General features: G+C 63.9%; 20 protein-coding genes. 8 read left to right on the top strand and 12 right to left on the bottom strand.

Annotation, left to right across the window (positions count from 1 at the left end):
• The first annotated feature begins 4 nt into the window (after window positions 1-4).
• The 6 genes from lptG (at window position 5) to QO014_RS00665 (ending at window position 8,568) form a co-directional block, all read left to right on the top strand.
• Window positions 5-1,108, top strand: coding sequence for an LPS export ABC transporter permease LptG (gene lptG / locus QO014_RS00690; protein WP_266346729.1), 1,104 nt, complete (start codon window positions 5-7; stop codon window positions 1,106-1,108).
• On the top strand, window positions 1,105-3,504 hold the full coding sequence (locus QO014_RS00685; RefSeq protein ID WP_266346728.1) for an LPS-assembly protein LptD: 2,400 nt from the start codon (window positions 1,105-1,107) through the stop codon (window positions 3,502-3,504). The genes lptG and QO014_RS00685 overlap by 4 nt, the downstream gene beginning before the upstream one ends.
• Window positions 3,505-3,615: 111 nt before the next feature.
• Complete coding sequence (locus tag QO014_RS00680) at window positions 3,616-4,575, top strand: SurA N-terminal domain-containing protein (protein WP_503128675.1); 960 nt, start codon at window positions 3,616-3,618, stop codon at window positions 4,573-4,575.
• A 4-nt stretch (window positions 4,576-4,579) separates the two neighbouring features.
• Window positions 4,580-5,644, top strand: a complete 1,065-nt coding sequence (gene pdxA, locus QO014_RS00675) for a 4-hydroxythreonine-4-phosphate dehydrogenase PdxA (protein ID WP_266346726.1) — start codon at window positions 4,580-4,582, stop codon at window positions 5,642-5,644.
• A complete protein-coding gene (rsmA, locus tag QO014_RS00670) occupies window positions 5,641-6,474 on the top strand; it encodes a 16S rRNA (adenine(1518)-N(6)/adenine(1519)-N(6))-dimethyltransferase RsmA (protein WP_266346725.1) in 834 nt (277 codons plus the stop codon). Before pdxA ends, rsmA begins: the two co-directional genes overlap by 4 nt.
• A gap of 363 nt (window positions 6,475-6,837) precedes the next feature.
• A complete protein-coding gene (locus tag QO014_RS00665; RefSeq protein ID WP_266346724.1) occupies window positions 6,838-8,568 on the top strand; it encodes an ArnT family glycosyltransferase in 1,731 nt (576 codons plus the stop codon).
• Window positions 8,569-8,616: 48 nt separating this feature from the next.
• Here QO014_RS00665 and gmk read toward each other — a convergent pair whose 3' ends face one another.
• The 7 genes from gmk to fabD all read right to left on the bottom strand — a co-directional run bounded on the left by gmk (window position 8,617) and on the right by fabD (window position 15,223).
• Window positions 8,617-9,258: a guanylate kinase gene (gene gmk / locus QO014_RS00660; protein ID WP_266346723.1), complete on the bottom strand. Its 642-nt coding sequence runs from the start codon at window positions 9,256-9,258 to the stop codon at window positions 8,617-8,619.
• 8 nt (window positions 9,259-9,266) lie between these two features.
• Complete coding sequence (locus tag QO014_RS00655; RefSeq protein ID WP_266347750.1) at window positions 9,267-10,154, bottom strand: YicC/YloC family endoribonuclease; 888 nt, start codon at window positions 10,152-10,154, stop codon at window positions 9,267-9,269.
• A gap of 83 nt (window positions 10,155-10,237) precedes the next feature.
• Window positions 10,238-11,572, bottom strand: coding sequence for an endolytic transglycosylase MltG (gene mltG / locus QO014_RS00650; RefSeq protein WP_266346722.1), 1,335 nt, complete (start codon window positions 11,570-11,572; stop codon window positions 10,238-10,240).
• 106 nt (window positions 11,573-11,678) lie between these two features.
• Complete coding sequence (fabF, locus tag QO014_RS00645; RefSeq protein WP_266346721.1) at window positions 11,679-12,941, bottom strand: beta-ketoacyl-ACP synthase II; 1,263 nt, start codon at window positions 12,939-12,941, stop codon at window positions 11,679-11,681.
• Between the two features lie 74 nt (window positions 12,942-13,015).
• Window positions 13,016-13,252: an acyl carrier protein gene (locus tag QO014_RS00640; RefSeq protein WP_073051051.1), complete on the bottom strand. Its 237-nt coding sequence runs from the start codon at window positions 13,250-13,252 to the stop codon at window positions 13,016-13,018.
• A 267-nt stretch (window positions 13,253-13,519) separates the two neighbouring features.
• Window positions 13,520-14,257, bottom strand: coding sequence for a 3-oxoacyl-[acyl-carrier-protein] reductase (gene fabG, locus QO014_RS00635; protein WP_266346720.1), 738 nt, complete (start codon window positions 14,255-14,257; stop codon window positions 13,520-13,522).
• Between the two features lie 24 nt (window positions 14,258-14,281).
• Window positions 14,282-15,223, bottom strand: a complete 942-nt coding sequence (fabD, locus tag QO014_RS00630; protein WP_266346719.1) for an ACP S-malonyltransferase — start codon at window positions 15,221-15,223, stop codon at window positions 14,282-14,284.
• A gap of 278 nt (window positions 15,224-15,501) precedes the next feature.
• Here fabD and QO014_RS00625 point away from each other — a divergent pair, with 278 nt between their 5' ends.
• Window positions 15,502-15,783, top strand: coding sequence for a hypothetical protein (locus QO014_RS00625; RefSeq protein WP_266346718.1), 282 nt, complete (start codon window positions 15,502-15,504; stop codon window positions 15,781-15,783).
• 3 nt (window positions 15,784-15,786) lie between these two features.
• On the opposite strand, the gene QO014_RS00620 is transcribed toward QO014_RS00625, so the two are convergent.
• Both QO014_RS00620 and QO014_RS00615 read right to left on the bottom strand, forming a co-directional pair.
• Entirely contained in the window at window positions 15,787-16,776 is a 990-nt protein-coding gene (locus tag QO014_RS00620) for a polysaccharide deacetylase family protein (RefSeq protein WP_266346717.1), read from the bottom strand.
• An 89-nt stretch (window positions 16,777-16,865) separates the two neighbouring features.
• Window positions 16,866-18,002, bottom strand: coding sequence for an MFS transporter (locus tag QO014_RS00615; RefSeq protein WP_370877101.1), 1,137 nt, complete (start codon window positions 18,000-18,002; stop codon window positions 16,866-16,868).
• A 416-nt stretch (window positions 18,003-18,418) separates the two neighbouring features.
• Between QO014_RS00615 and QO014_RS00610 the strand changes: the two genes are divergently transcribed.
• Entirely contained in the window at window positions 18,419-18,775 is a 357-nt protein-coding gene (locus QO014_RS00610) for a hypothetical protein (RefSeq protein WP_266346716.1), read from the top strand.
• A 12-nt stretch (window positions 18,776-18,787) separates the two neighbouring features.
• Here the strand turns inward: QO014_RS00610 and QO014_RS00605 are convergent, their stop codons facing one another.
• The 3 genes from QO014_RS00605 to QO014_RS00595 are packed head-to-tail and all read right to left on the bottom strand — an operon-like array spanning window position 18,788 to window position 21,123.
• Window positions 18,788-20,038, bottom strand: a complete 1,251-nt coding sequence (locus QO014_RS00605) for an FtsX-like permease family protein (protein ID WP_266346715.1) — start codon at window positions 20,036-20,038, stop codon at window positions 18,788-18,790.
• Complete coding sequence (locus tag QO014_RS00600; protein WP_266347748.1) at window positions 20,035-20,721, bottom strand: ABC transporter ATP-binding protein; 687 nt, start codon at window positions 20,719-20,721, stop codon at window positions 20,035-20,037. Before QO014_RS00600 ends, QO014_RS00605 begins: the two co-directional genes overlap by 4 nt.
• 6 nt (window positions 20,722-20,727) lie before the next feature.
• Window positions 20,728-21,123, bottom strand: coding sequence for a hypothetical protein (locus tag QO014_RS00595; protein ID WP_266346714.1), 396 nt, complete (start codon window positions 21,121-21,123; stop codon window positions 20,728-20,730).
• Window positions 21,124-21,128: the final 5 nt, after the last annotated feature.

Below are 21,128 nucleotides of genomic sequence, written 5' to 3'. Positions count from 1 at the left end.
GCGAATGATGCGCAACCCGACCCTCACCCTCTATTTCGCCCGCCGCTTCGCGAAGACGGCGATCATCATCTTCATCGTCGTCTTCGTGCTGATCGCCTTCATCGACTATCTCGAACTCGCGCGTCGCGCGGCCAAGCGCGACAATTTCGATCCCCTCATCTATCTGCTCGTCTCGCTCTCACGCGTCCCGACCGTGATCGAACGCGCCCTGCCCTTCACGATCCTCTTTGCGGCGATGGCGAGTTTCGTCATGGCCAACAGGCAGCTCGAACTGGTCGTCGCCCGCGCCTCGGGCCTCTCGGCCTGGCAGTTTGTGTTGCCGGCCGGCGGCGTCGCCGTCATTTTCGGGATCATGGCGACGACGCTGTTCAACCCGTTCGCGACGATGCTGAAGGAAGAGTCGGTCGCGATCTTCAATCAGCTGACGGCGGGCGTCGGAGTTCAGGACATTGGCGGGGCGACTCAGCAGAAGCCGATCTGGCTCCGACAATCGGGGCTCGAAGGCAGCTCGATTCTCGGCGCCAAGAACAGTTTCAATCGCGGCCTGTCGCTTGTCGAAGTCACCGCCTTTGTCTTCGATCCGGGCGGGCGGTTGGACAAGCGCGTGGACGCGCGCTCGGCTGAACTTTCTGGGAATAAGTGGGTCCTTCACGACGCAACCGTGACGCAGACCGGGATCCTGCCACAACCGGTCGCGACCTTCGATCTGCCGACGGATCTGGCGCCCGATCAGGTCAGCCAGCAGCTCGCGGATCCCGATACGATCTCGTTCTGGTCCCTGCCGCAATTCATTGAAATATCAAACAAATCGGGCGTTCCGAGCGACGGCTACGAGATGCGTTACCAGTCCCTGCTGGCACAGCCGCTGCTCTTCCTCGCCATGGTGCTGGTGGCGGCAACCGTGTCGCTCCGCTTCTCCCGTTCGCGTGATCTCGGGCAGGTGATTCTGACTGGCGTGATCGTGGGCTTCGTGCTTTATGTTGTGACCGAATTGGCCAATGGTTTAGGGAGGAGCGGCACTGTGTTGCCTGCCGTTGCTGCTTGGACCCCTTCGCTTGTCGCAACGCTCGCGAGCGTCACCGTGCTGCTCTATCGGGAGGACGGATGAGTCGTATTTCCGCACCTCTCGGGCCTGTGATGCGTACCTTCTCCCGCCTGAGGAATAAGTCGTTCGCGCTCGTGGCGCTGGCCGCGCTGGCAGTCCTGGGCCCGCTTTCGGGCGAGGCGCTCGCGCAGGCCAATCCCGGCACGCTCGGCTTCGCCGTTGACAGCATGCCCACGCCCACCAAGGGCGCGCAGATGCTGCTCGAATCGGACCAGCTCGTCTACGACTATGACAAGTCGACCGTCGCCGCGGTCGGCGGGGTCAAGATGTATTATGACGGCTATACCCTTGAGGCCGACCGGGTCACATACGACCAGAAGAACCGCAAGATGACGGCCGACGGCCGCGTCAAGATTGTCGACCGTACGGGCGCGATCGTGACGGCCGACACGATCGACATCACGGAGGATTTTGCGACCGGTTTCGTCACGGCGCTCCGCCTCGATACGCCGACGCAGACCCATTTTGCGGCCGAGAAGGCCTATCGCGACCAGGGCAAGACGACGACATTCTATCGCGGCGTCTACACGGCTTGCGAACCCTGCCGCGAGAACCCGAAGAAAGCTCCGATCTGGCAGGTGAAGGCCGCGCGCATCATTGCCGATCACAACGAGCACATGATCTATTTCAAGAGTGCCCGGCTGGAGTTCTTCGGCCTGCCGGTCGCCTATTTCCCCGCTTTCTCGGCGCCCGATCCGACCGTCAAGCGCAAGAGCGGCTTCCTGTTCCCGTCGGCCGGCTACACCTCGGCCCTCGGCGCCTTCGCCAAGACGCCCTATTTCTGGGCGCTGGCCCCCAATTACGACATCACCTTCTCGCCGGCCTATTATACGAACCAGGGCTTCCTGCTCGATGCCGAGTGGCGTCATCGCCTCGATTACGGACAGTACACCCTCGAAATGGCCGGGATTCATCAGCGCAATCCCGAAGCCTTCATCGCCAGCGGCACCCGCAATTCGGGCGACGTGGAATGGCGTGGCGGCGCGCGGACGACTGGCGAATTCTACCTGAACCGTCAGTGGGCCTTCGGCTGGGATGCTACGCTCCTGAGCGACCGCACGTTCAGCCGCGACTACAAGGTGCTCAACAGCGCGTCGGACGTCGCGATTTCGACGGTTCACCTCACCGGCATGTCGGAGCGCAACTATCTCGACCTGCGCGGCTACTATTTCGAGGTCCTGACCAACAGCACCGACCCGAGCTATGACCAGGGCCGCCAGGCGATCGTGCGCCCGGTGATGGATCAGAACTACATCTTCGACAAGACGATCCTCGGCGGCCAGCTGACCATGACGAACAACGTCACCAGCCTGCAGCGCTCGGAGCTCGACTATATCGACCAGGCCAATACCGGCGTCTATCAATATGGCGACCCGGTGCTCGGCCTTTCCGGCAATTTCAACCGTGCCAGCACGAACTGGACGTGGCAGAGCACGGTCATGGGTCCTGTCGGCATGGTGCTGAAGCCCTTTGCCTATCTGCAGGCGGACGCCTTCTATCTCGACGAAGACCAGATCATCCCGGGAATCAGCGACCAGGGCTCCTATTCCCGCGCCATGCCGGCGGTGGGCATGGAGTGGCGCTGGCCGATCATGGCCTCGGCCATGTCCTCCTCCTTCGTCTTCGAGCCGATCGCGCAGATGATTGTGCGCCCGAACGAAGGCATGGCAGGACAGCTGCCGAACGAAGACGCGCAGAGCCTTGTCTTCGACGATTCGACGCTGTTCGCCTGGGACAAATTCTCCGGCTATGACCGTGTCGAAGGTGGCACCCGTATCAATGCCGGCTTCCGCTATCTCGCGAATATAGGCTCGGTCGCAACCGTGCAGGGCGTCGTCGGTCAGTCCTATCAGGTGGCCGGTCTCAACTCCTTCGCGGTCGAGGACCTGACCCAGACCGGCACCGTGTCAGGCCTGCAGGACAATGTGTCCGACTATGTGGGCAGCATGACGTTTGATGGCGGCATGGGCTACTTCCTGACCGCACGCGGCCGCGTCGATGCCGAGACCTTCGACGTCAACCAGGCGCAGCTGGTCGCAACCGGCAAGCTCGGCGACGTGACGGCATCGGCCTCCTATCTTTACATGCGCGACGTTCCCGCGATCGGCAGCAGCGACCAGACTGAAACGACCAACACGGTCAGCGGCCGCGCGTCATGGCAGTTCACGGAGAGCTGGCGCGTGTTTGGATCGATCGCGTGGGACATCGAGCAGGACCAGATGGCCGGCAATGGCGTGGGCATCGCCTATGACGACGAGTGCACGACCTTCTCGATCGCCTATACCGAGATCCGCGAGGCCTATACCGACCTCAATACCTCCAAGACCCTTCTCGTCAGCCTGCAACTGCGCACGCTCGGCGGGACCTCGCTCAGCAGCAATATCGGCAATTTGAACTGATCTGCGCCGAGCGGCTCATACTTCGCCTGCGATTCATGCTTTCGCCGGATTTACCGGATTTAGAGAGCTTGAAGCGAAGCAACTTTTGATCGTCGAAGGCCGCCATCGGCCATCGACGACAACCGGGCTCGGAACTCCATCATGCGCACCATGCTCAGAACACTCGTCTTCTCCCTGTTCAGCATCGGACTCGGCCTCGCGCTCCTGCCGTCGGTTGCCAGCGCGCAGTCGACGATCAAGGCCACCGTCAACGATCAGGCGATCACGAGCTACGACGTCAATCAACGCGTCAAGCTGATGGCGTTGTTTCATCAGAAGGCGACCCCGAAGAGCGCGCTCGATGATCTGATCGACGAGGCGATCGTGCAGCAATTCGCGACCCCGCGCAAAATGTTGCCGGACGAGGCGGGCGTGAACGAGCGCTATGCGGCCATCGCCAAGCAGGTCAAGCTGCCGCTGCCGCAGTTCGGCAAGGCGCTGCAACAGGCCGGTGTCGAACCCGAGACACTCAAGAAGCTCTTCCGTGCCCAGATGACCTGGGCAACCCTCATGCGCGCCAAGATTCGCAGCCAGCAATCCAATGTGAGTGAGGCTGACATTCAGGCCGAACTGGCCAAGGAAGGCGTCAATATGGAGCAGGCGACGATGAAGGAATTCAAGCTCCAGCAGATCGTCTTCGTTGTTCCCAAGACATCTCCCCCCGGCTCGGCGCAGCGCCGCTTGGGCGAAGCCGAGGCATTCCGCAAGCGCTTTCCCGGCTGTGACGGCAGCCTCGATCTCGCCAAATCGCTCAAGGGCGTCGTCGTAATCAATGCAGGCCGCCGCGATACCTCGCAGATGGATACCGACATGGCCGACGCACTCAGCAGCACCCCCGCCGGCGGCACCCTAAAGCCGGAGATTACCGATCGCGGCGTCGAGGTGATCGCAATCTGCTCGGTCAAGGAAATCCAGAGCACGGCCGGCGTGCGCGCCCAGGTCGAGAAGAAGCTAAGCGCCGCTCAGAACCAGGACATCGAGAAGGACTTTAAGGCCGAACTTCGCAAGAACGCCAAGATCGTCTACAATTGAAATTATGGCTATCTCCGCACCTCTCCGTCCGCTCGCGCTCACCATGGGAGAGCCAGCGGGGATCGGGCCCGATGTAACGCTGGCCGCCTGGTTCGCGCGTCGTGAGCGCGATCTCCCGGCGTTCTACTGCCTGACCGATCCCGATGCGCTGCGCCACCGCGCGGCCTTGCTGGGCCTCGACGTTCCGATCGAGACCGTGGCGCAGGACGAGGCCGTTGAAGCGTTTGATCGCGTGCTGCCGGTGGTGCGGCTGGAAGGAAAGGCCGATGCGGCGCCCGGCCAGCCCGAGCGTCTCGCCGCGCATGGCGTCATCGAGGCGATCGCCCGCGCCGTGGGTGACGTGCGTGCCGGCCTCGCTTCAGCGATCGTGACCAATCCGATCAACAAGAAGGCGCTCTATGACGCCGGCTTCCAGCATCCTGGCCATACCGAGTTTCTGGGCATGCTCTCGGCCGCCTGGAGCGGTATGCCGGCGCGGCCGGTGATGATGCTGGCCGGTCCCGGCCTCCGCGCTGTCCCCGCCACCATCCATGTGCCGATTTCGGCCGTGCCGAAGCTCCTGACCGAAGAAGCCATCGTCGCCACGGCGCGCACGATCGACCACGACATGCGCCGCCGCTTCGGCATTGCAACGCCGCGGATCGCAGTCGCCGGGCTCAATCCGCATGCCGGCGAAGGCGGGGTGATGGGCACGGAAGACGACGCCGTGATCCGACCGGCCGTCGCACGGCTGAGGGCCGAAGGGATCGACGCCGTCGGCCCGCTCGCGCCCGACACGATGTTTCATGCCGCTGCTCGCGCGCGCTACGACGTTGCGCTCTGCATGTATCACGACCAAGCCCTCATTCCGACCAAGACGATCGCCTTCGCTGAAACCGTCAATGTCACGCTGGGCCTGCCGTTCATCAGGACATCGCCCGATCATGGCACGGCCTTCGACATAGCAGGAACGGGCGCGGCGGATTTTTCGAGCCTTGCGGCCGCCCTGCGGCTCGCCGACGAACTCGCCCGCCACGAGGCCGACTATATTGCGGAACACGCAGCCGAAGCTGACCGGCGGATCGCGTGATCGCACAGGACGGCCTTCCCCCGCTGCGGGATGTGATCACCCGCTACGGCCTGCAGCCCGTGAAGGCGCTCGGCCAGAATTTTCTGCTCGATCTCAACCTCACCGGCCGGATCGCCCGCGCCGCCGGGCCGCTCTCCGGCGCCACTGTGATCGAGGTCGGTCCCGGCCCCGGTGGCCTGACCCGCGCCTTGCTTGCCGAGGGCGCCTCGAAGGTGATCGCGATCGAACGTGATCGCCGCTGCCTCGATGCTCTGGCCGAGATCGCCGCTCACTATCCCGGCCGTCTCGACGTGATCGAGGGTGACGCGCTGGCGGTCGACATGGCTGCACTCGCGCCGGGCCCCGTCCGCATCGTCGCGAACCTGCCCTATAATATCGCCACGCCGCTACTGATCGGCTGGCTGCAGGCCGAGCCGTGGCCGCCCTTCTATGAGAGCATGACGCTGATGTTCCAGCGCGAGGTGGCCGAGCGCATCGTGGCGACGCCGGACGATGACGCCTATGGCCGGCTCGGCGTCATGGCGGGTTGGCGGACAGAGGCGCAGATCCTGTTCGACATCTCGCCGAAAGCGTTCACGCCGCCGCCGAAAGTCACATCGTCCGTCGTCCACTTCCGCCCGCGCCCCACACCCCTCCCCTGCGACAGGGCGAAGCTCGAACGCGTCACGGCGGCGGCCTTCGGCCAGCGCCGCAAGATGCTGCGCCAGAGCCTGAAGACGCTCGGCGTCGATCCCCTGCCGCTCCTCGCGACAGCCGGCATCAATGAAACCGCCCGCGCCGAAGAAATCGACGTCCCCGGCTTCGTCCGCCTCGCCAACGCCCTGCCCTGAAAGGGCGGGTGGGTCACCCAGATCACGGTCCCAACGGCTCGAATTGCGGGGCGGCGGCCCCGCCGACCATCCGCTCTGCGTCGTCGGCGCTCGGGGAGCGAGTCCGCATCCGCCCTCGACATCCTTTGCGCCCCCGTGGCCACGGTGTCAGCAAACCGGCCCGGCATTCGAGTCAACCACTTTGACGCCGATTGCCGGAACCGACGGCCGCATGCCCTTCTCAATCCTCACAATTCTCGCACGTCGCTGGGATTGGTGACACGCACGACTGGGAACTATACGTAGCGAGGCTGGATATCTATAAGCGTTACAACCGATCCAGACGTTCATCCGGAACCTTCAGCTTCAGATAGATATTGGACAATGAGCGGAACAGCGAACACGAACAAAATAACTCGCCTGGCTCCCATGGTGGGCATGGCGATCATTGCTGTCTCCTTTGTCCTCGTGAATGCATCGTGGATAGCCCGCTACCGGCTGAATCAGGCGGTCGACATCGATGAAGCTGGATACTTCTCGATTGCCTTGTATGATTATCATGCCTGGATGAGCGGTGGTCTGCGCGGCTGGCTCAACGAAGTCCTGCTACCGACAATCCAGGCGCCCGTAACCACTGCGACCGCGTCGATTCTCTTCATTATCTTTGGGCCACAACTCTCGGTCGGCTTTCTTGTGCCCGTATTGTTCGGCGGGGCATCTGTGATCGTGACCTACTTCCTCGCCCGACGAATAGCCGGCGACTGGTTCGCCCTGCTGGCCTCGCTCATCGTCGCCGCGTCGCCGATCATCGTCGACTATAGTCGCACATTCAATTTTGCGATGGCCGCCACCTTCTTCACAACGGCCGCGCTGATGTGTCTGCTCTATTCGGACAGGTTGCGCTCAACGCCTTGGGCCATCCTGCTGGGTTTGTGCGTCGGCATGATGGCGCTGTCGCGAACAGTCACGATCTCCTTCTATCCGGCGATCGCCCTGGCGGTGCTCTGGTGCGTGTTCACGCGTCGCGACGCTATCGCCAAGGCCCTTGCCAACACACTGCTGGCCGGCGTCGTCGCGCTCATCACCGCCGCAAGCTGGCTATTCTTCAGCTGGAGACCGGTGCTCGACTATCTGCTCCAATATGGCTATGGCGATAAAGCTACCAGCTATGGTCCTGCGGGGCTCTGGCAAAGCGCTTATGCAACGATACAACTCTTTATATATTACACCCAATTAACAGATACATTATTGATCATATTCGGCATCGCCTCCCTGCTGATCTATGTACTTATATTCAGTCTAAAAAATGGTATAATATTAACGTTGAATAGGGTAACGGCTTCGCTAGTATCGCCTGTTTTGATATTTTCGACCTTCTCAATATTTGCCTTGATGAGCTCGTCCAACAAAGGCACGGGTTTCTCAGCCCCCTTGTTTCCCGCTCTTGCTATCATCGCACTGTATGGATTTCGGCTTTTGCTGAGCACTGAACCATTGAGATTTATCGGAGCTGCGGCCATTGCGGTTGCTTGCCTGGTTAGCGTGCATCCTTTGTTCAGCATGGAGCCTCCCTATTACGAGAACTCCCGCACGACATTACCCCTAATAGGAACAATACCCGCCTTCTCCTCGAGAGCACCGATTCATTGGTACAGCCTGGAGAGCGAACTCGGGAACCCGGATATTCCGACGGCCATATCGACGGACGATTCTCATCAATGGTTTCAGCTCAGCACCGAATTGTACGCCTTAGCTCACGACAGGAACCCTCCCGACTCTGTCGTCAAGATGGGATTTCGGACCTACCTGCTGAACGGCAATACGATCTCACTGGCGAACGCCATGTCGTCGCCGGTACGTCTCCCTGTCGATGGATCACCACCGTTTCCAGGCACCATTTCGGACTATGAAGCTTGGCTTCAATCTTCGCCGAGTTGCCTGCTGTTGTCGGCAGACGGAACTATCGGTGATATCCGCCCAGCCGTTGATTTCGAAGCTCTCGAAACAGCGGCGAAGAACCTGGGTTTCTCGGTGATCGAGTCCGTACGCACGCCGAATGGCAGGACGGTCAAACTCTGGTCGAGAAATTCATGCGAACTCGGCAAGACAGTATAGTCGGCACCGAGGAGCAGTTTCCCGCTTCCGAAGATTGCGGCACGGCAGCTACGCCTCTTCTAGCAGGCTCTCCACGAAGCCTTCGAGCCAGGTCGTGCGGGCGCGGCGCATGCGTTCGGCGTAGAGGATGGCCTGGGCTTTTTCGAGTGAGGTCTGCAGGTCCTTGTTGATCAGCACATAGTCATAATCGCGCCAATGCCGGATTTCGGCGCGGGCATTGGCGAGGCGCTTGGCGATCACGTCCGGCGTGTCCTCGGCGCGGCGCTCGAGGCGGGCTGCGAGTTCCTTCATGGTGGGCGGCAACACGAAGATGCGCACCAGATCTTCCGGCATGGCATGCGCGACCTGATCGGCGCCCTGCCAGTCAATGTCGAACAGCACATCCAGCCCCGAGGAGAGCGCGCGCTCGACCGGCGCCTTCGGCGTGCCGTAGCAATTGCCGTGCACCTCGGCCCATTCGAGCAGGTCGCCCTGGTCGCGCAGGCGGTTGAAGGTCGGCAGGTCGATGAAGTGATAATGCACGCCGTCGATCTCGCTCGGCCGGCGGCTGCGCGTGGTGACCGAGACGGACAGCACAATGTCCTTGTCCTGTTCCATCAGGTGGCGCGCTATGGTCGACTTGCCCGCGCCCGAGGGCGAGGACAAGACGAGCATCAGACCGCGGCGCGGCGGCTTTCCGGAAACGGACATCGGCTTTCCTATTCGAGATTCTGGACTTGTTCGCGCAACTGGTCGACTGCGGCCTTCATATCGAGGCCGATCGCCGTCAGCGAGCGGTCATTCGCCTTGGAGCAGAGCGTATTGGTTTCGCGGTTGAATTCCTGGGCCAGGAAGTCGAGCTTGCGCCCCACTGCACCGCCCTCGGAGAGCAGGACGCGCGCGGCGGCGACATGGGTCTGCAGCCGGTCCAGTTCCTCGCGAATATCGGCCTTGGTGGCGAGCAGGATCGCCTCCTGGTGCAGCCGGTCGGGATCGAAGCTGGAGGAGGCGTCGAGAAGCGTCGCCACCTGCTCGGCCAGGCGCCTGCGGATCGCCTCCGGCTTGCGCGCCGGCGCCGCCTCGGCCTCGGAACGCAGACGGTCGATCTCGTCCATGCGCGCCATCAGCACCGCGCCGATCGCCGCGCCTTCGCGGGCGCGGGCCGCCACCATCTCGCCGAGCGCGATTTCAAGATCGGCCATGAGCCGCTCGCCGAGCGCTGCGGCCGTCTGCGGATCGTCTTCGACCTCGACGGTCTCCAGCACACCGCGGATCGCGAGAATGCCGTCCAGCGTCGGCGGCGCGGCCGGAACGGTGCCCTCGATGCGGCGAACGAGATCGAGGATGGAGGCGAGCAGATCCTCATTGACCCTCAGGGCCGTCGCGCTCGCCTCGCGCTGCAGGCTGAGGCCGATCTGCACGCTGCCCCGGCTCAGCATGGCGCCGGCGCGCTCACGCACCGCCTGGTCGAGCTGGTCGAAGCCTGCGGGCAGGCGCAGGCGGATGTCGAGGCCCTTGCCGTTGACGCTGCGCAGCTCCCAGGTCCAGCGATAGCCGAAACCCGCGCCTGCGATCCGGGCGAAGCCGGTCATGCTCATCAGCGCCATGGATGCACCGCTCTCCAGCATTCGTGATCGAGCGGCGACAGTAGTCCGCCCGCCGGGCGCGCTCAAGGGACAGGACGCCCCGCTCAGGGCTTGGGAATGGGGGTCGGCATGCCCGGTGCCGGCTCGCCTTCGATCGGCGGGCCGGTGCCGTCGGCAGCCGACGTCGCATTGGCCGCAGGCGGGTCGGTGGCGTCGTTGGCGGCGTCTCCAGGGCCGGCGCCCGGCGCGTCCGTGGCCGCCTCTGCAGCGGCCGCAGCGCCGTCCGCCGCTTTCTGCTTGGCGAGCGCGTCGCGATAGCGCGCGACGTTCTTGCGGTGGTCGTCATAGTTTTCCGAGAAGGCGTGGCCACCCGTTCCGTCGGCGACGAAATAAAGATCCTTGGTCCGTGACGGATTGGCCGCGGCGGCGAGCGAGGCTTTGCCCGGATTGGCGATCGGCCCCTTGGGCAAACCGGCGATCTTGTAGGTGTTGTAGTCGTTCTCGGCATCGAGATCGGAGCGCGTGATCGGCGTGCCGGACGGCAGGCCGGCGCCGCCATAGACGCCATAGATCACCGTCGGATCGGATTGCAGGCGCATATTGTGCTTGAGCCGGTTGATGAAGACGGCCGCGACGCGGCTGCGCTCATCGGCAATGCCCGTTTCCTTCTCGACGATCGAGGCGAGCGTCACGAGTTGTTCCTGCGTCTGGATCGGCAGGTCCTTGTCGCGGCTGTTCCAGACTGACGTCATGACGCGGTCATGCTCGCGCAGCATGCGGTCGATGATGTTCTGCCGGGTGTCGCCGCGGGAATAGCGATAGGTGTCGGGCAGCAGGCTGCCTTCTTCGGGTATGGCCGTGATCTCGCCGAGCAGGATCGGATCGGCGTTGAGGCGGTCGACGATCTGCTGGCTGGTCAGCCCTTCCGGAATGGTGACCGAATAGACGATCGCCTTGCCGCTCACGAGCATGTTCATGATGTCGCGCATGCTGGCATGGGCGGGCACCAGATATTCGCCGGCTTTCAATTCGTTCTGCAGGCGCGATACGCGCACGCCACCGACGAAAATCCATTTGGACGAGATCAGGCCGCGATCATGCAATTGCTCGGCGATGTCGGCGAGCCCGCTGCCACGATCGACGACGATCGTGCGCGGCTGGTCGAAATGGCTCCGCTCCTCGAAGCGCATCTTGCCGAAGAAGAAGACGCCAGCCGAACCCAGGACGCTGACGACCAAGATCGTCATCGCGAAATTCATGATGATGACGATCGGATGGCGGGCCTGATTCGACCGGGCCGGTGGCGGCGGCACGCGCTCGGGCCGCAGGGCCTCGCCGGGACTGCGCGGATTGATGCGATTGTTGAACTCGGGCAGCCGACTTTCGGTCGCGTCACCGGCCGATTGGTCCTCGCCTCCCGTGAGGTTCGTTTCGTTCATCACATCCCACTTCTGGACCCAGCATCCCGCGGCTCAGAACCCGAGGGGGCATGGCGACTGTATGGAGGATTATGGCGAAAGCGGGAAGGCGACCGGCAGTAGCGGCTCAAACCACATGCCGCCGGAAGACGAGAGACGCGTTGGTGCCGCCAAAACCGAAGGAATTGGACAGCGCAACGTCGACTTTCCGCTGCCGCGCGACATGGGGGACCAGGTCGATCGCGGTCTCGACGGAGGGATTGTCGAGATTGATGGTCGGCGGAACGATGTTGTCGCGAATCGCCAGCAGCGAGAAGATCGCCTCGACGGCACCGGCAGCACCCAGCAAATGCCCGGTGGCCGATTTGGTCGAGGACATGGAGACCGCGCCCGCCGCATTGCCGAGCACGCGCTCGACCGCCGCGAGTTCGATCGTGTCGGCCATGGTCGACGTGCCATGCGCGTTGACATAGTCGATGTCGGCGGCGGCGATGCCGGCGCGCTTCAGGGCGGCCTGGACCGCGCGATAGGCGCCATCGCCCTCGGGCGACGGGGCGGTGATGTGATAGGCGTCGCCCGAGAGGCCATAGCCGATCACTTCACCATAGATCTTCGCGCCACGAGCCAGCGCATGCTCGCGCTCCTCGAGCACGACGATGCCAGCGCCCTCGCCCATCACGAAGCCGTCGCGATCCCGGTCATAGGGCCGCGACGCCTTTTCGGGCGTGTCATTATAGCTCGTGGACAGCGCCTTGCAGGCGGCGAAGCCCGCGAGCGAAATCCGCGAAACGGGGCTCTCCGTGCCGCCGGCCACCATCACATCGGCATCGTCGAGCGCAATCAGGCGCGCCGCATCGCCGATGGCGTGCGCGCCGGTCGAGCAGGCGGTGACGACGGAGTGATTCGGCCCCTTGAAGCCGAAGCGAATCGAAACCTGGCCGGAAGCGAGGTTGATGAGACGGCCCGTGATGAAGAAGGGGCTTATCCGGCGCGGGCCCTTGTCGCGCAGCATGTAGCCGGCTTCGACGATGCCCTGCAGACCACCGATACCGGAGCCGATCAGGACACCGGTCCTGATCTGGTCTTCGTACTCGGTGGGCAGCCAGCCGGAATCATGGACAGCCTGATCAGCCGCGGCCATCGCGTAGACGATGAAATCATCGACCTTGCGCTGTTCCTTCGGCTCCATCCAGTCGTCGGGATTGTACTTCCCGTCCGCCTTTTCGCCACGCGGGATCTGGCAGGCGATCTGGCACGGCAGGTCGTCGACCTCGAAATTCGAGACCCGCGACGCGCCGCTCTTGCCAGCGATCAGATTGGCCCAGCTGGGCTCCACACCGCATCCCAGCGGCGAGACCATACCCATCCCGGTGACGACGACACGTCTCATGCGCTTCCCCAGATCCGGACCCGAACGGGTCCGGTCATTTTTTCATTAAGCTGGATCAGAAATCGTCAGCCAGATCAGCCGGCGTTCTTTTCCAGGAAGCTGACGGCGTCGCCGACGGTCAGGATGGTCTCGGCGGCGTCATCGGGAATCTCGACGCCAAATTCTTCCTCGAAGGCCATGACCAGCTCGACCGTGTCGAGGCTGTCCGCGCCAAGATCGTCGATGAAGCTCGCGCCTTCGGTCACCTTGTCGGCGTCAACGCCCAGGTGCTCGATCACGATCTTCTTAACCCGGTCAGCGATATCGCTCATTTCTCAAACCTCGACTGTTTTGTGTCACTTGCTGCGGCGAAGTTTTCGCACGCCGGAACCCGGTCGCATCGGATATCTCCAAACGCGGACCGCGATATCGTCACTAGTCTTCCACGATCGTCAATCCACCTCGTCCTCGACATCTGAAAACAGCGAGGCAAGGCGTCGATGTGGCGCGGTCCTAACATAGTTTATGGACCTTGACCAGCGGCCACGACCGGCTCCGGAGGCGCGATGCGCTGCCGGATCGGCCGTGGAATTCTCCTTTTAGATCATGGCCATACCGCCATTGACGTGAAGCGTCTGGCCCGTGACATATCCCGCCTCGTTCGAGGCGAGATAGACCGCGGCGGCGGCGATGTCCTCGCCCGTGCCGAGCCGCTTCGCGGGGACCCGTTCGAGCAGGGAAGCGCGAATCTTCTCGTTCAACGCATCCGTCATCGCGGTTTCGATGAAACCGGGGGCGACGCAGTTGACCGTGATGTTGCGGCTCGCGACCTCTTGGGCCAACGACTTCGACATCGCGATCAGCGCCGCCTTGGACGCTGTGTAGTTGCCCTGGCCGGCATTGCCCGTGACGGCCACGATCGAGGTGATCGAGATGATGCGGCCCGAACGCTGGCGCATCATGCCGCGCAGCGCGGCCCGCGTCAGGCGGAAGGCAGCGGTCAGGTTGACGTCGAGCACTTCCTGCCACGCCTCGTCGGAGAGACGGGCAAAGAGCATGTCGCGCGTGATGCCGGCATTGTTGACCAGAATATCGAGACCGCCGAGATCTTCCTCGGCGCGGGGGACGAGCTTCTCGACCTCTTCCGCGACAGAGAGATTGCACGGCAGGACATAGGCCCGCGTGCCCAGTTCCGTCGCCAGTGCCTCGAGCGCTTCGCGACGCGTGCCGCTCAGCGCAACCGTCGCGCCCTGCGCGTGAAAGGCCTGGGCGATCGCCCGGCCGATGCCGCCGCTGGCGCCTGTGACAAGCGCGCGCTTGCCGGTCAGATCGAACATGTCGCTTCCTTCCGCTACCTTCAATCAGGGGAGCCGCTCGACCGCGGCCGCCAGATCATCCGGCGTTCCCACGGAGAGCGTCTGCGCCTCGGGTGCAATACGCTTGGCAAGGCCCGACAGAACCTTGCCGGCGCCGACCTCGACCAGGAGATCAACGCCATTAGCGGCGAGCCAGCCCACCGATTCGCGCCAGCGCACCATTCCGGTCACCTGCTCGACGAGGCGGCTGCGAATTTCGGCCGGATCGGATATCGGCGCGGCCAGGACATTGGCGACGAGCGGCACGACGGGCGCCGCGATCGAAACACTGGCGAGCGCCTCGGCCATCACGTCGGCGGCCGGCTGCATGAGCCGGCAATGGAACGGAGCACTGACCGGCAGCAGCAGGGCGCGCTTGGCGCCGGCCGCCTTGGCGATCTCCAGCGCACGCTCGACCGCCGCCTTCGAACCGGAAATGACGACCTGGCCGGGGCCATTATCATTGGCCGCTTCGCAGACATCGCCCTCGGCCGCCTGCTCGGCGACCGAGCGGGCGGCGTCGAAATCAAGGCCGAGCAATGCCGCCATGGCGCCCTCGCCGACCGGAACGGCCGCCTGCATCGCCTCGCCGCGAATGCGCAGCAGGCGCGCTGTATCGGAAAGGGAAAGACTGCCCGCCGCCGCCAGCGCGGAATATTCGCCGAGCGAATGCCCGGCGACGAAGGATGCGGTCTTACCGACGGAGACACCCTGCGACTCAAGCACGCGAATGACGGCGAGGCTCACCGCCATCAGGGCCGGCTGCGCATTGCGGGTCAGCGTCAGCGTTTCGATCGGACCATCCCAGATGATCGCGGAAAGGCTCTCTCCGAGCGCGTCGTCGACTTCGGCGAACACCGCGCGCGCTTCCGGATAGGCATCCGCCAGAGCCTTGCCCATGCCGACGGCCTGGCTGCCCTGTCCAGGGAAAGTGAGAGCGATTGTCATCTCGGTACGCCTTTGCTCCCGCGCGAAAAAATGCCGGCTGTTCGGCGGCGGCTAATCGCCTCTCGGCGTCTCGAAGTCAAGCCTCAGGCTGGATTTCGTGCCGATGCCCCTTGGCCTTCACACGATCCACCCTCGCTCAAAGCATGAATAAAACATGGCCGCCTTATTAAATTCCGTTCATCAATCCTGACCGCCATTGCCAGCAATCGCGACCGCTCCATGTCCAAGATGTGTCCTCACCCAATGGGCATTGAGGGGCACTTTGAAGGAGAGAACAGATGAAGACGATTGCGATTCTCGTTCCCGCTGCCGCATTCCTGCTGAGCGGAGCCGCCGCTTTCGCGGACGAATACCAGACCGACGCGGGCCGCATCATGGGCATGAACGCGCAGACGGGCGCCATCCAGTTGGATGACGGACACAGCTACACGATCTCCAATCCGGTGCTGCTGAACGGCGTCAATCCCGGCGAGCATGTCATCGTGACCGTGAGCCCGAGCCACACTGTCGGCTTCCAGGAGGACACCGGCCAGTTCGACGGCAGCGGCCAGCAGGACTGACTTCTAGTAGACACCCTGCGAAACGGGAGCCGGCACAATGTCGGCCCCCTTTGTCTTCGCCTTCTTCGCGGCGGCATCATAGCGCGCCGTATCGCCGGGATGCTCGATGTAGCAGGCCGCCGCGGTCTGGGGTTTTCCGGCCGCGATCAGATCGCTGACGGTGACGAATCGGTAGCCGGCAGCCTTCAGCTTCGGAATGATGGTTTGAAGTGCCTCGGCCGTGTGCTTGCCGCGGCCATTGGCGTGCATGACGATGATCGAGCCCGGCTTGACCTCGGCGAGGACGGCCTTGGCCATCGGCGCGGCTGCGATGCCCGACGGGTCGCCCGATACGACATCCCACTGGATCGGGGTCTGGCCGAGGGCGGAGACGGCCGCGAGGCTTTCCGGCGAGCATGAGCCATAGGGAAAGCGGAACAGCCTGGACGGGGCCGGAGCCGTGGCCGCAGGGCACATCTGCGTCGCCCGCTCGCGCATCGCATTCAGGACCGCTTCGGTCTTGCCGATTTCATCAGCGACCTTCGCCGCATCGGCGTGGTCGAGATTGGCGTGGTCATAGGTGTGGTCGCCGACCTCGAAGAGCGGATCGACAAGAAGCTGCATGGCGCGATCGGCATGGCTCTGGGCCCAGCGCCCGCCCATGAAGAAGGTGGCCGGTGTCTGCTGCGCGCGAAGCGTATCGACGACGCCGCCATCATAGCCGGCGACTTCGCGCCCGGCCTCGCAGAGATCGAATGTCAGGGCGACCAGTTTCTCGCCCTTGGGCAGGTTCACCCGGCGAACGACGCCGGCAGGGCCGGCTCCGGCCGCCGCGACGGGCAGAGCGAGCGGAACCGGCATGGCGACGGCGTCGGCTGGGCCCGCGCGGCGCGACGCCTTCTCCGCAGCCGAGCCGGCAAGGCTCGCCGCCGGCCAGCATGCTGCCGGCGGATCGGCATAGGCGGAAGCCGGGACGAGAAGAAGGGCGAAAAGGGCGAGCAGGGAGCGTTTCATGCACCATGCTCGACGACCCGAACGCGGCAAGAACAAGGCAAACGCCCGCGATCGGCGTGCCTCCTTGTCGCAGAGAGCCAGACAGCCGCTCAGCGACGGTGCGGTTCTCCGACATTGGGCAGGAAGGCGGTCAGGAGGCCGATCAGCGGCAGGAAGGCACAGAGCTGGAACACGAAGGTGATCGAGGTCCGGTCCGCCAGTTCGCCGAGCGCGGCGGCGCCGATGCCGCCCATGCCGAAGGCGAAGCCGAAGAACAGGCCGGAGACCAGCCCGACCTTGCCGGGGATCAATTCCTGCGCATAGACGATGATGGCGGAGAAGGCCGAGGACAGCACCAGGCCGATGATGATCGACAGCGCGACCGTCCAGAACAGGTTCGCATGCGGCAACAGCAGCGTGAACGGCAGCACGCCGAGGATCGAGAACCAGATCACGAACTTCCGCCCGAATCGATCGCCGATCGGCCCGCCCGCGATCGTTCCGACGGCGACCGCCCCGAGGAACACGAACAGGTAGATTTGCGAGCTCTGGACCGAAACGCCAAATGTATCGATCAGGTAGAAGGTGTAGTAGCTCGTCAGCGCCGCCATGTAGAAGAACTTCGAGAAGATCAATGCGGCGAGGATCAGGATCGACCGCGTGACGACGGAGCGTGGTAGCGACTTGACGTTGCTGACGACCTTCTTGCGCGCGCCATGGGTCCGGTGATGATCGCGGTACCAGAAGCCGACGCGGCTCAGGAGGATCATGCCGGCGAGCGCCACCAGCGCAAACCAGGCAACGGCCCCCTGCCCACGCGGCAGCACGATGAAGGCGGCGAGCAGCGGTCCGATGGCCGAGCCGAAATTCCCGCCGACCTGGAACAACGATTGCGCGAGGCCATGGCGACCACCCGAGGCCATGCGGGCGACGCGCGAGGATTCGGGATGGAAGATCGACGAGCCCATGCCAATCAACGCGACAGAGACCAACAGGACCGCGTAGCTCGACGCCGACGCCATCAGGAGCAGGCCGACCAGCGTGAACCCCATCCCGATCGGCAGCGAAAAGGGCAAGGGCCGCTTGTCGGTATAGAGACCGACAATGGGCTGCAGGATCGATGCGGTCAGCTGGAACACCAGCTGGATGATGCCGATCTGGCTGAAATCGAGACTGAACTCGATCTTCAGGATCGGATAGATCGCCGAAATCACCGACTGCATCAGATCGTTCAGCAGATGCGACATGCTGATGGCGATCAGGATGCCAAAGGCAGTCCGCTCGGCGATGCTGTTCGTCGGAGCGGGGCGCAGGGCCTGCTCGCTCTCGGTGAAGGCTTGCGCGCTCTCACTCACGTCCAATGTCCCAATGATGACGACCGAGGAAGGGGTTGCCGCGCAGGCTCACGATTCCGAGGGTCTTGCGAAGGACCCGCACTATGCCTTGACCGAATGGGAAATAAAAGCTGCGAAAAATTGATGCGAAGCCAACGGAAGTTGATGGTTCCGCTGGTTTTCGCAACGGTTTCGCAATGCCGTTGCCAGGACACCGGGCGGGTTTGCAAGGCGGCGACGGGGCGCCGCCAAGATGGTGACTTGACCACGCGTCCGCCTTCGGAGACAGAGGACATCCGAGGTCAAGCGCTCTCCGTGGCAGGCTCAACATGAATGATGACCCGCAGGCCCCCGCCGCGCCCGTCCAGAAGCTCGATGCGGCGTTCCGCAACGGCTCCATCACCGCCGTCGGTATCGTCCTCGGCTTTTCGCTCGGTTTCACCGTGCAGTGGGCGGACGACCCAACGCCTTGGCAGAAACTGGATCTCGTCGCCGCCGCTCCGCTCCTCGCCGGCCTGGTCCTGCAGATCAAGAGCCTTGCCGAACTGCTCGAAATCGACGCGCTCGAGGTGCCCGTCTATCGCCGGGCCAAGAACCGCTTCCTGCTCGGCCTTCTCGTCACCTCCAGCGGCATCGTCGTGACGGTCATCAGGAACGCGCTCGGACACGGAATCCAGTGGTTCTAGCGATGCCTGGCCTCAGGATCGCAGTGCGGCGGCCGGCGGCTCGCGATAGGCGAGCCATGCCGGCAAGGCCGCCAGCAGCGCCGAAACCGCCATCAGCACGAGGCCGAGCCGGACGTCGCCCAGTGTGAACTCCACCGGAAGAACGACGCCGTTTTCCCGGGTGAACAGCGCCGACATGATGCGCGCAGCGCCATAGCCAAGACCGAAGCCGGCCAGAATGCCAATACCGACCAGCAGAAACAGTTCGATCCAGACGATCCCGAACACGGCAAGTCGGGGCGCGCCGAAGGCACGCAGGGCACCGATCTGGCGCCGCCGCTGGCTGACATGGACGATGGTAACCAGGGCGATCGCGGCGGCGACCAGAAGCTGCGCCCCGATCGCAACCCAGTTCAGCACCGCCTTCGCGTCGCCCAGCGTCGCATAGAGCCGGGTCAGGACTTCGCCGGGAAAGACGGCGAGCGTCGAGCCGGAGCGATAGTCGCCGCGAAGCTTGTAGGCATCGGCGATCGTCTTCGGCTTGACGAGAATGGCCGGCACGCCCGGCGTCGTATCACTCCATGGGCCGCCCAATGCTACGGGCGCCGCTTCGTCATCGTGATGATCCGCGCGATCAGCCTCGTCATGATCCGCATCGTGATGGTCGTGGTCTTCCGCCTCTTCCATGCCGTGCAGTTTCCAGACTGCCTCGATCGGGACCAGGATCGCCCGGTCCCAGGGCGTGCCCGTCGGGGCCATGCGGCCGACGACGTGATAGGTGAGCCCCTCATGGACGTGCCCGCCCTCGCCCGGCATGCCGTGCATGGGCTTGGCCTGCTGGCCGATCGCGAGCGGCACGGCGGAGCCGACGACCGCCTGATCGAGCGCGTCGAAGGCCTTTCCCTCCGCGATGCCCCCACCGGCGCCCGCGATCAACGTCACGGTCGTGCCGATAATCGGAAAGCCCCGGAACGAATCGCCGAAGCCGACGGGCGCCGCCCAAGTCACGCGCGGATCGGCCGAGAGATCGTGCAGCACCTTGCCGGGAACGAGCGGCAGCGGCGCGGCCTGCAGAAAGACGGCGGAAAGCACGAGCTGGGTCTCGCTGCCGGCTGCTCCGACGACGAGATCGAACTTGTCGGCGGCCCGGGCGCTGCCGAGGCGCAGCGCGCGCTCCTGCAGCGTCACCGCTATGCCGAGCGCCGTCGCGAGCGCGACGAGCAGGATGACGACGAGCGAGCCTGCCCAGAGGCGGCGGAGATCCGCCAGCACGAAGCGGATCATGGTGCAGCCTCTACGTTCGGATCGACCGCGACGCGACCGGCGGACAGCCTGATGCGCCTATCCATTCGTGCGACCAATCGCTCGTCGTGCGAGACGACCAGGAGCGTCGTGCCCTCCTCCACCGCAAGCTCCAGCAGCAGTTCGGCGACGGCCGCCCCGCTCTCCGGATCGAGGCTTGCCGTCGGCTCGTCCGCGATCACGACGCCGGGCTGGCGCAGCAAGGCGCGTGCGACCGCGACACGCTGCATCTCGCCGCGAGACATGGTGGCGACCGGCTGATCATGACGGGAGAGCCCGACGCGGTTCATCAGTGCATGGGCGCGCTCGGCGAAACGCGCGGCGCCTTTCATCCGGAGGCGCACCGGCAGTAGCACATTGTCGAGGGCAGAGAGACCGGCGAAGAGATGAAAATCCTGCATGACGAGGCCGATATTCTCCGCCCGCCAGCGATCACGCTTGCCTTCCGGCAGTCGCGCAATATCGATCTCGCCCCACAGAACCATCCCGCTCGACGGCCGCTCCAGGCCGGTGATCACATTGACCAGCGTGCTCTTTCCAGACCCGGAGGGGCCGGTCACGGCGACGCGCTCGCCCGGCGCGATCTCCAGCGCCGGCAGTGACAGCACAGGCACCGGCAGGCCGGTAAACGACACGCTCACATTGGCGATGCGCAGGCCCAGCAAAGCCATCTAGACCGCCTCGAAGTCGGCTCCGCGCAGGCGCAGCAGGCTGACAAAGCCCGTCTCCGGATCCGTCCAGGAGCCATATTCGAGCGTGCCGACGACCTCGATCGTCGTGTTGGGCTGCACGAAGGTCTGCTTCGCGTCGAGATAGACGACCACGATGTTGTCGGGCCAATCGGCATCGGACGAGCAGAACGGGCAGAGCGACATCGGTATTTCGGTGAGGACAAAGAAGGACGCCTCGGCCTTGAGCGGCGGCGCCATGAAGCCGCGCATCGCCACGGTCTGTCCGGCGAGCGCCTTGACCTTGTCGGAGAATTTCAGCCCGAGAACGCCAACCGAGCCGTAGAGCTCATCGAAGGTCAGCATCGGCGGAGCGGCAAGCGCCGGGCGCGACGTCATCGACA

It is taken from the genome of Kaistia dalseonensis, from assembly GCF_030814715.1.
Lineage (GTDB): Bacteria > Pseudomonadota > Alphaproteobacteria > Rhizobiales > Kaistiaceae > Kaistia > Kaistia dalseonensis.
Note: the sequence above shows the minus strand (reverse complement) of the source record. Positions and strands in the feature narration are given on the sequence as shown.

Excerpts from the sequence above, each read along its gene's own strand:
- lptG (WP_266346729.1), top strand. The coding sequence starts at position 5 with ATGATGCGCAACCCGACCCTCACCCTCTATTTCGCCCGCCGCTTCGCG.
- QO014_RS00685 (WP_266346728.1), top strand. The coding sequence starts at position 1,105 with ATGAGTCGTATTTCCGCACCTCTCGGGCCTGTGATGCGTACCTTCTCC.
- pdxA (WP_266346726.1), top strand. The coding sequence starts at position 4,580 with ATGGCTATCTCCGCACCTCTCCGTCCGCTCGCGCTCACCATGGGAGAG.
- QO014_RS00665 (WP_266346724.1), top strand. The coding sequence starts at position 6,838 with ATGAGCGGAACAGCGAACACGAACAAAATAACTCGCCTGGCTCCCATG.
- gmk (WP_266346723.1), bottom strand. The coding sequence starts at position 9,258 with ATGTCCGTTTCCGGAAAGCCGCCGCGCCGCGGTCTGATGCTCGTCTTG.
- QO014_RS00655 (WP_266347750.1), bottom strand. The coding sequence starts at position 10,154 with ATGGCGCTGATGAGCATGACCGGCTTCGCCCGGATCGCAGGCGCGGGT.
- mltG (WP_266346722.1), bottom strand. The coding sequence starts at position 11,572 with ATGAACGAAACGAACCTCACGGGAGGCGAGGACCAATCGGCCGGTGAC.
- fabF (WP_266346721.1), bottom strand. The coding sequence starts at position 12,941 with ATGAGACGTGTCGTCGTCACCGGGATGGGTATGGTCTCGCCGCTGGGA.
- QO014_RS00640 (WP_073051051.1), bottom strand. The coding sequence starts at position 13,252 with ATGAGCGATATCGCTGACCGGGTTAAGAAGATCGTGATCGAGCACCTG.
- fabG (WP_266346720.1), bottom strand. The coding sequence starts at position 14,257 with ATGTTCGATCTGACCGGCAAGCGCGCGCTTGTCACAGGCGCCAGCGGC.
- fabD (WP_266346719.1), bottom strand. The coding sequence starts at position 15,223 with ATGACAATCGCTCTCACTTTCCCTGGACAGGGCAGCCAGGCCGTCGGC.
- QO014_RS00625 (WP_266346718.1), top strand. The coding sequence starts at position 15,502 with ATGAAGACGATTGCGATTCTCGTTCCCGCTGCCGCATTCCTGCTGAGC.
- QO014_RS00620 (WP_266346717.1), bottom strand. The coding sequence starts at position 16,776 with ATGAAACGCTCCCTGCTCGCCCTTTTCGCCCTTCTTCTCGTCCCGGCT.
- QO014_RS00615 (WP_370877101.1), bottom strand. The coding sequence starts at position 18,002 with ATGTCGCATCTGCTGAACGATCTGATGCAGTCGGTGATTTCGGCGATC.
- QO014_RS00610 (WP_266346716.1), top strand. The coding sequence starts at position 18,419 with ATGAATGATGACCCGCAGGCCCCCGCCGCGCCCGTCCAGAAGCTCGAT.
- QO014_RS00605 (WP_266346715.1), bottom strand. The coding sequence starts at position 20,038 with ATGATCCGCTTCGTGCTGGCGGATCTCCGCCGCCTCTGGGCAGGCTCG.
- QO014_RS00595 (WP_266346714.1), bottom strand. The coding sequence starts at position 21,123 with ATGACGTCGCGCCCGGCGCTTGCCGCTCCGCCGATGCTGACCTTCGAT.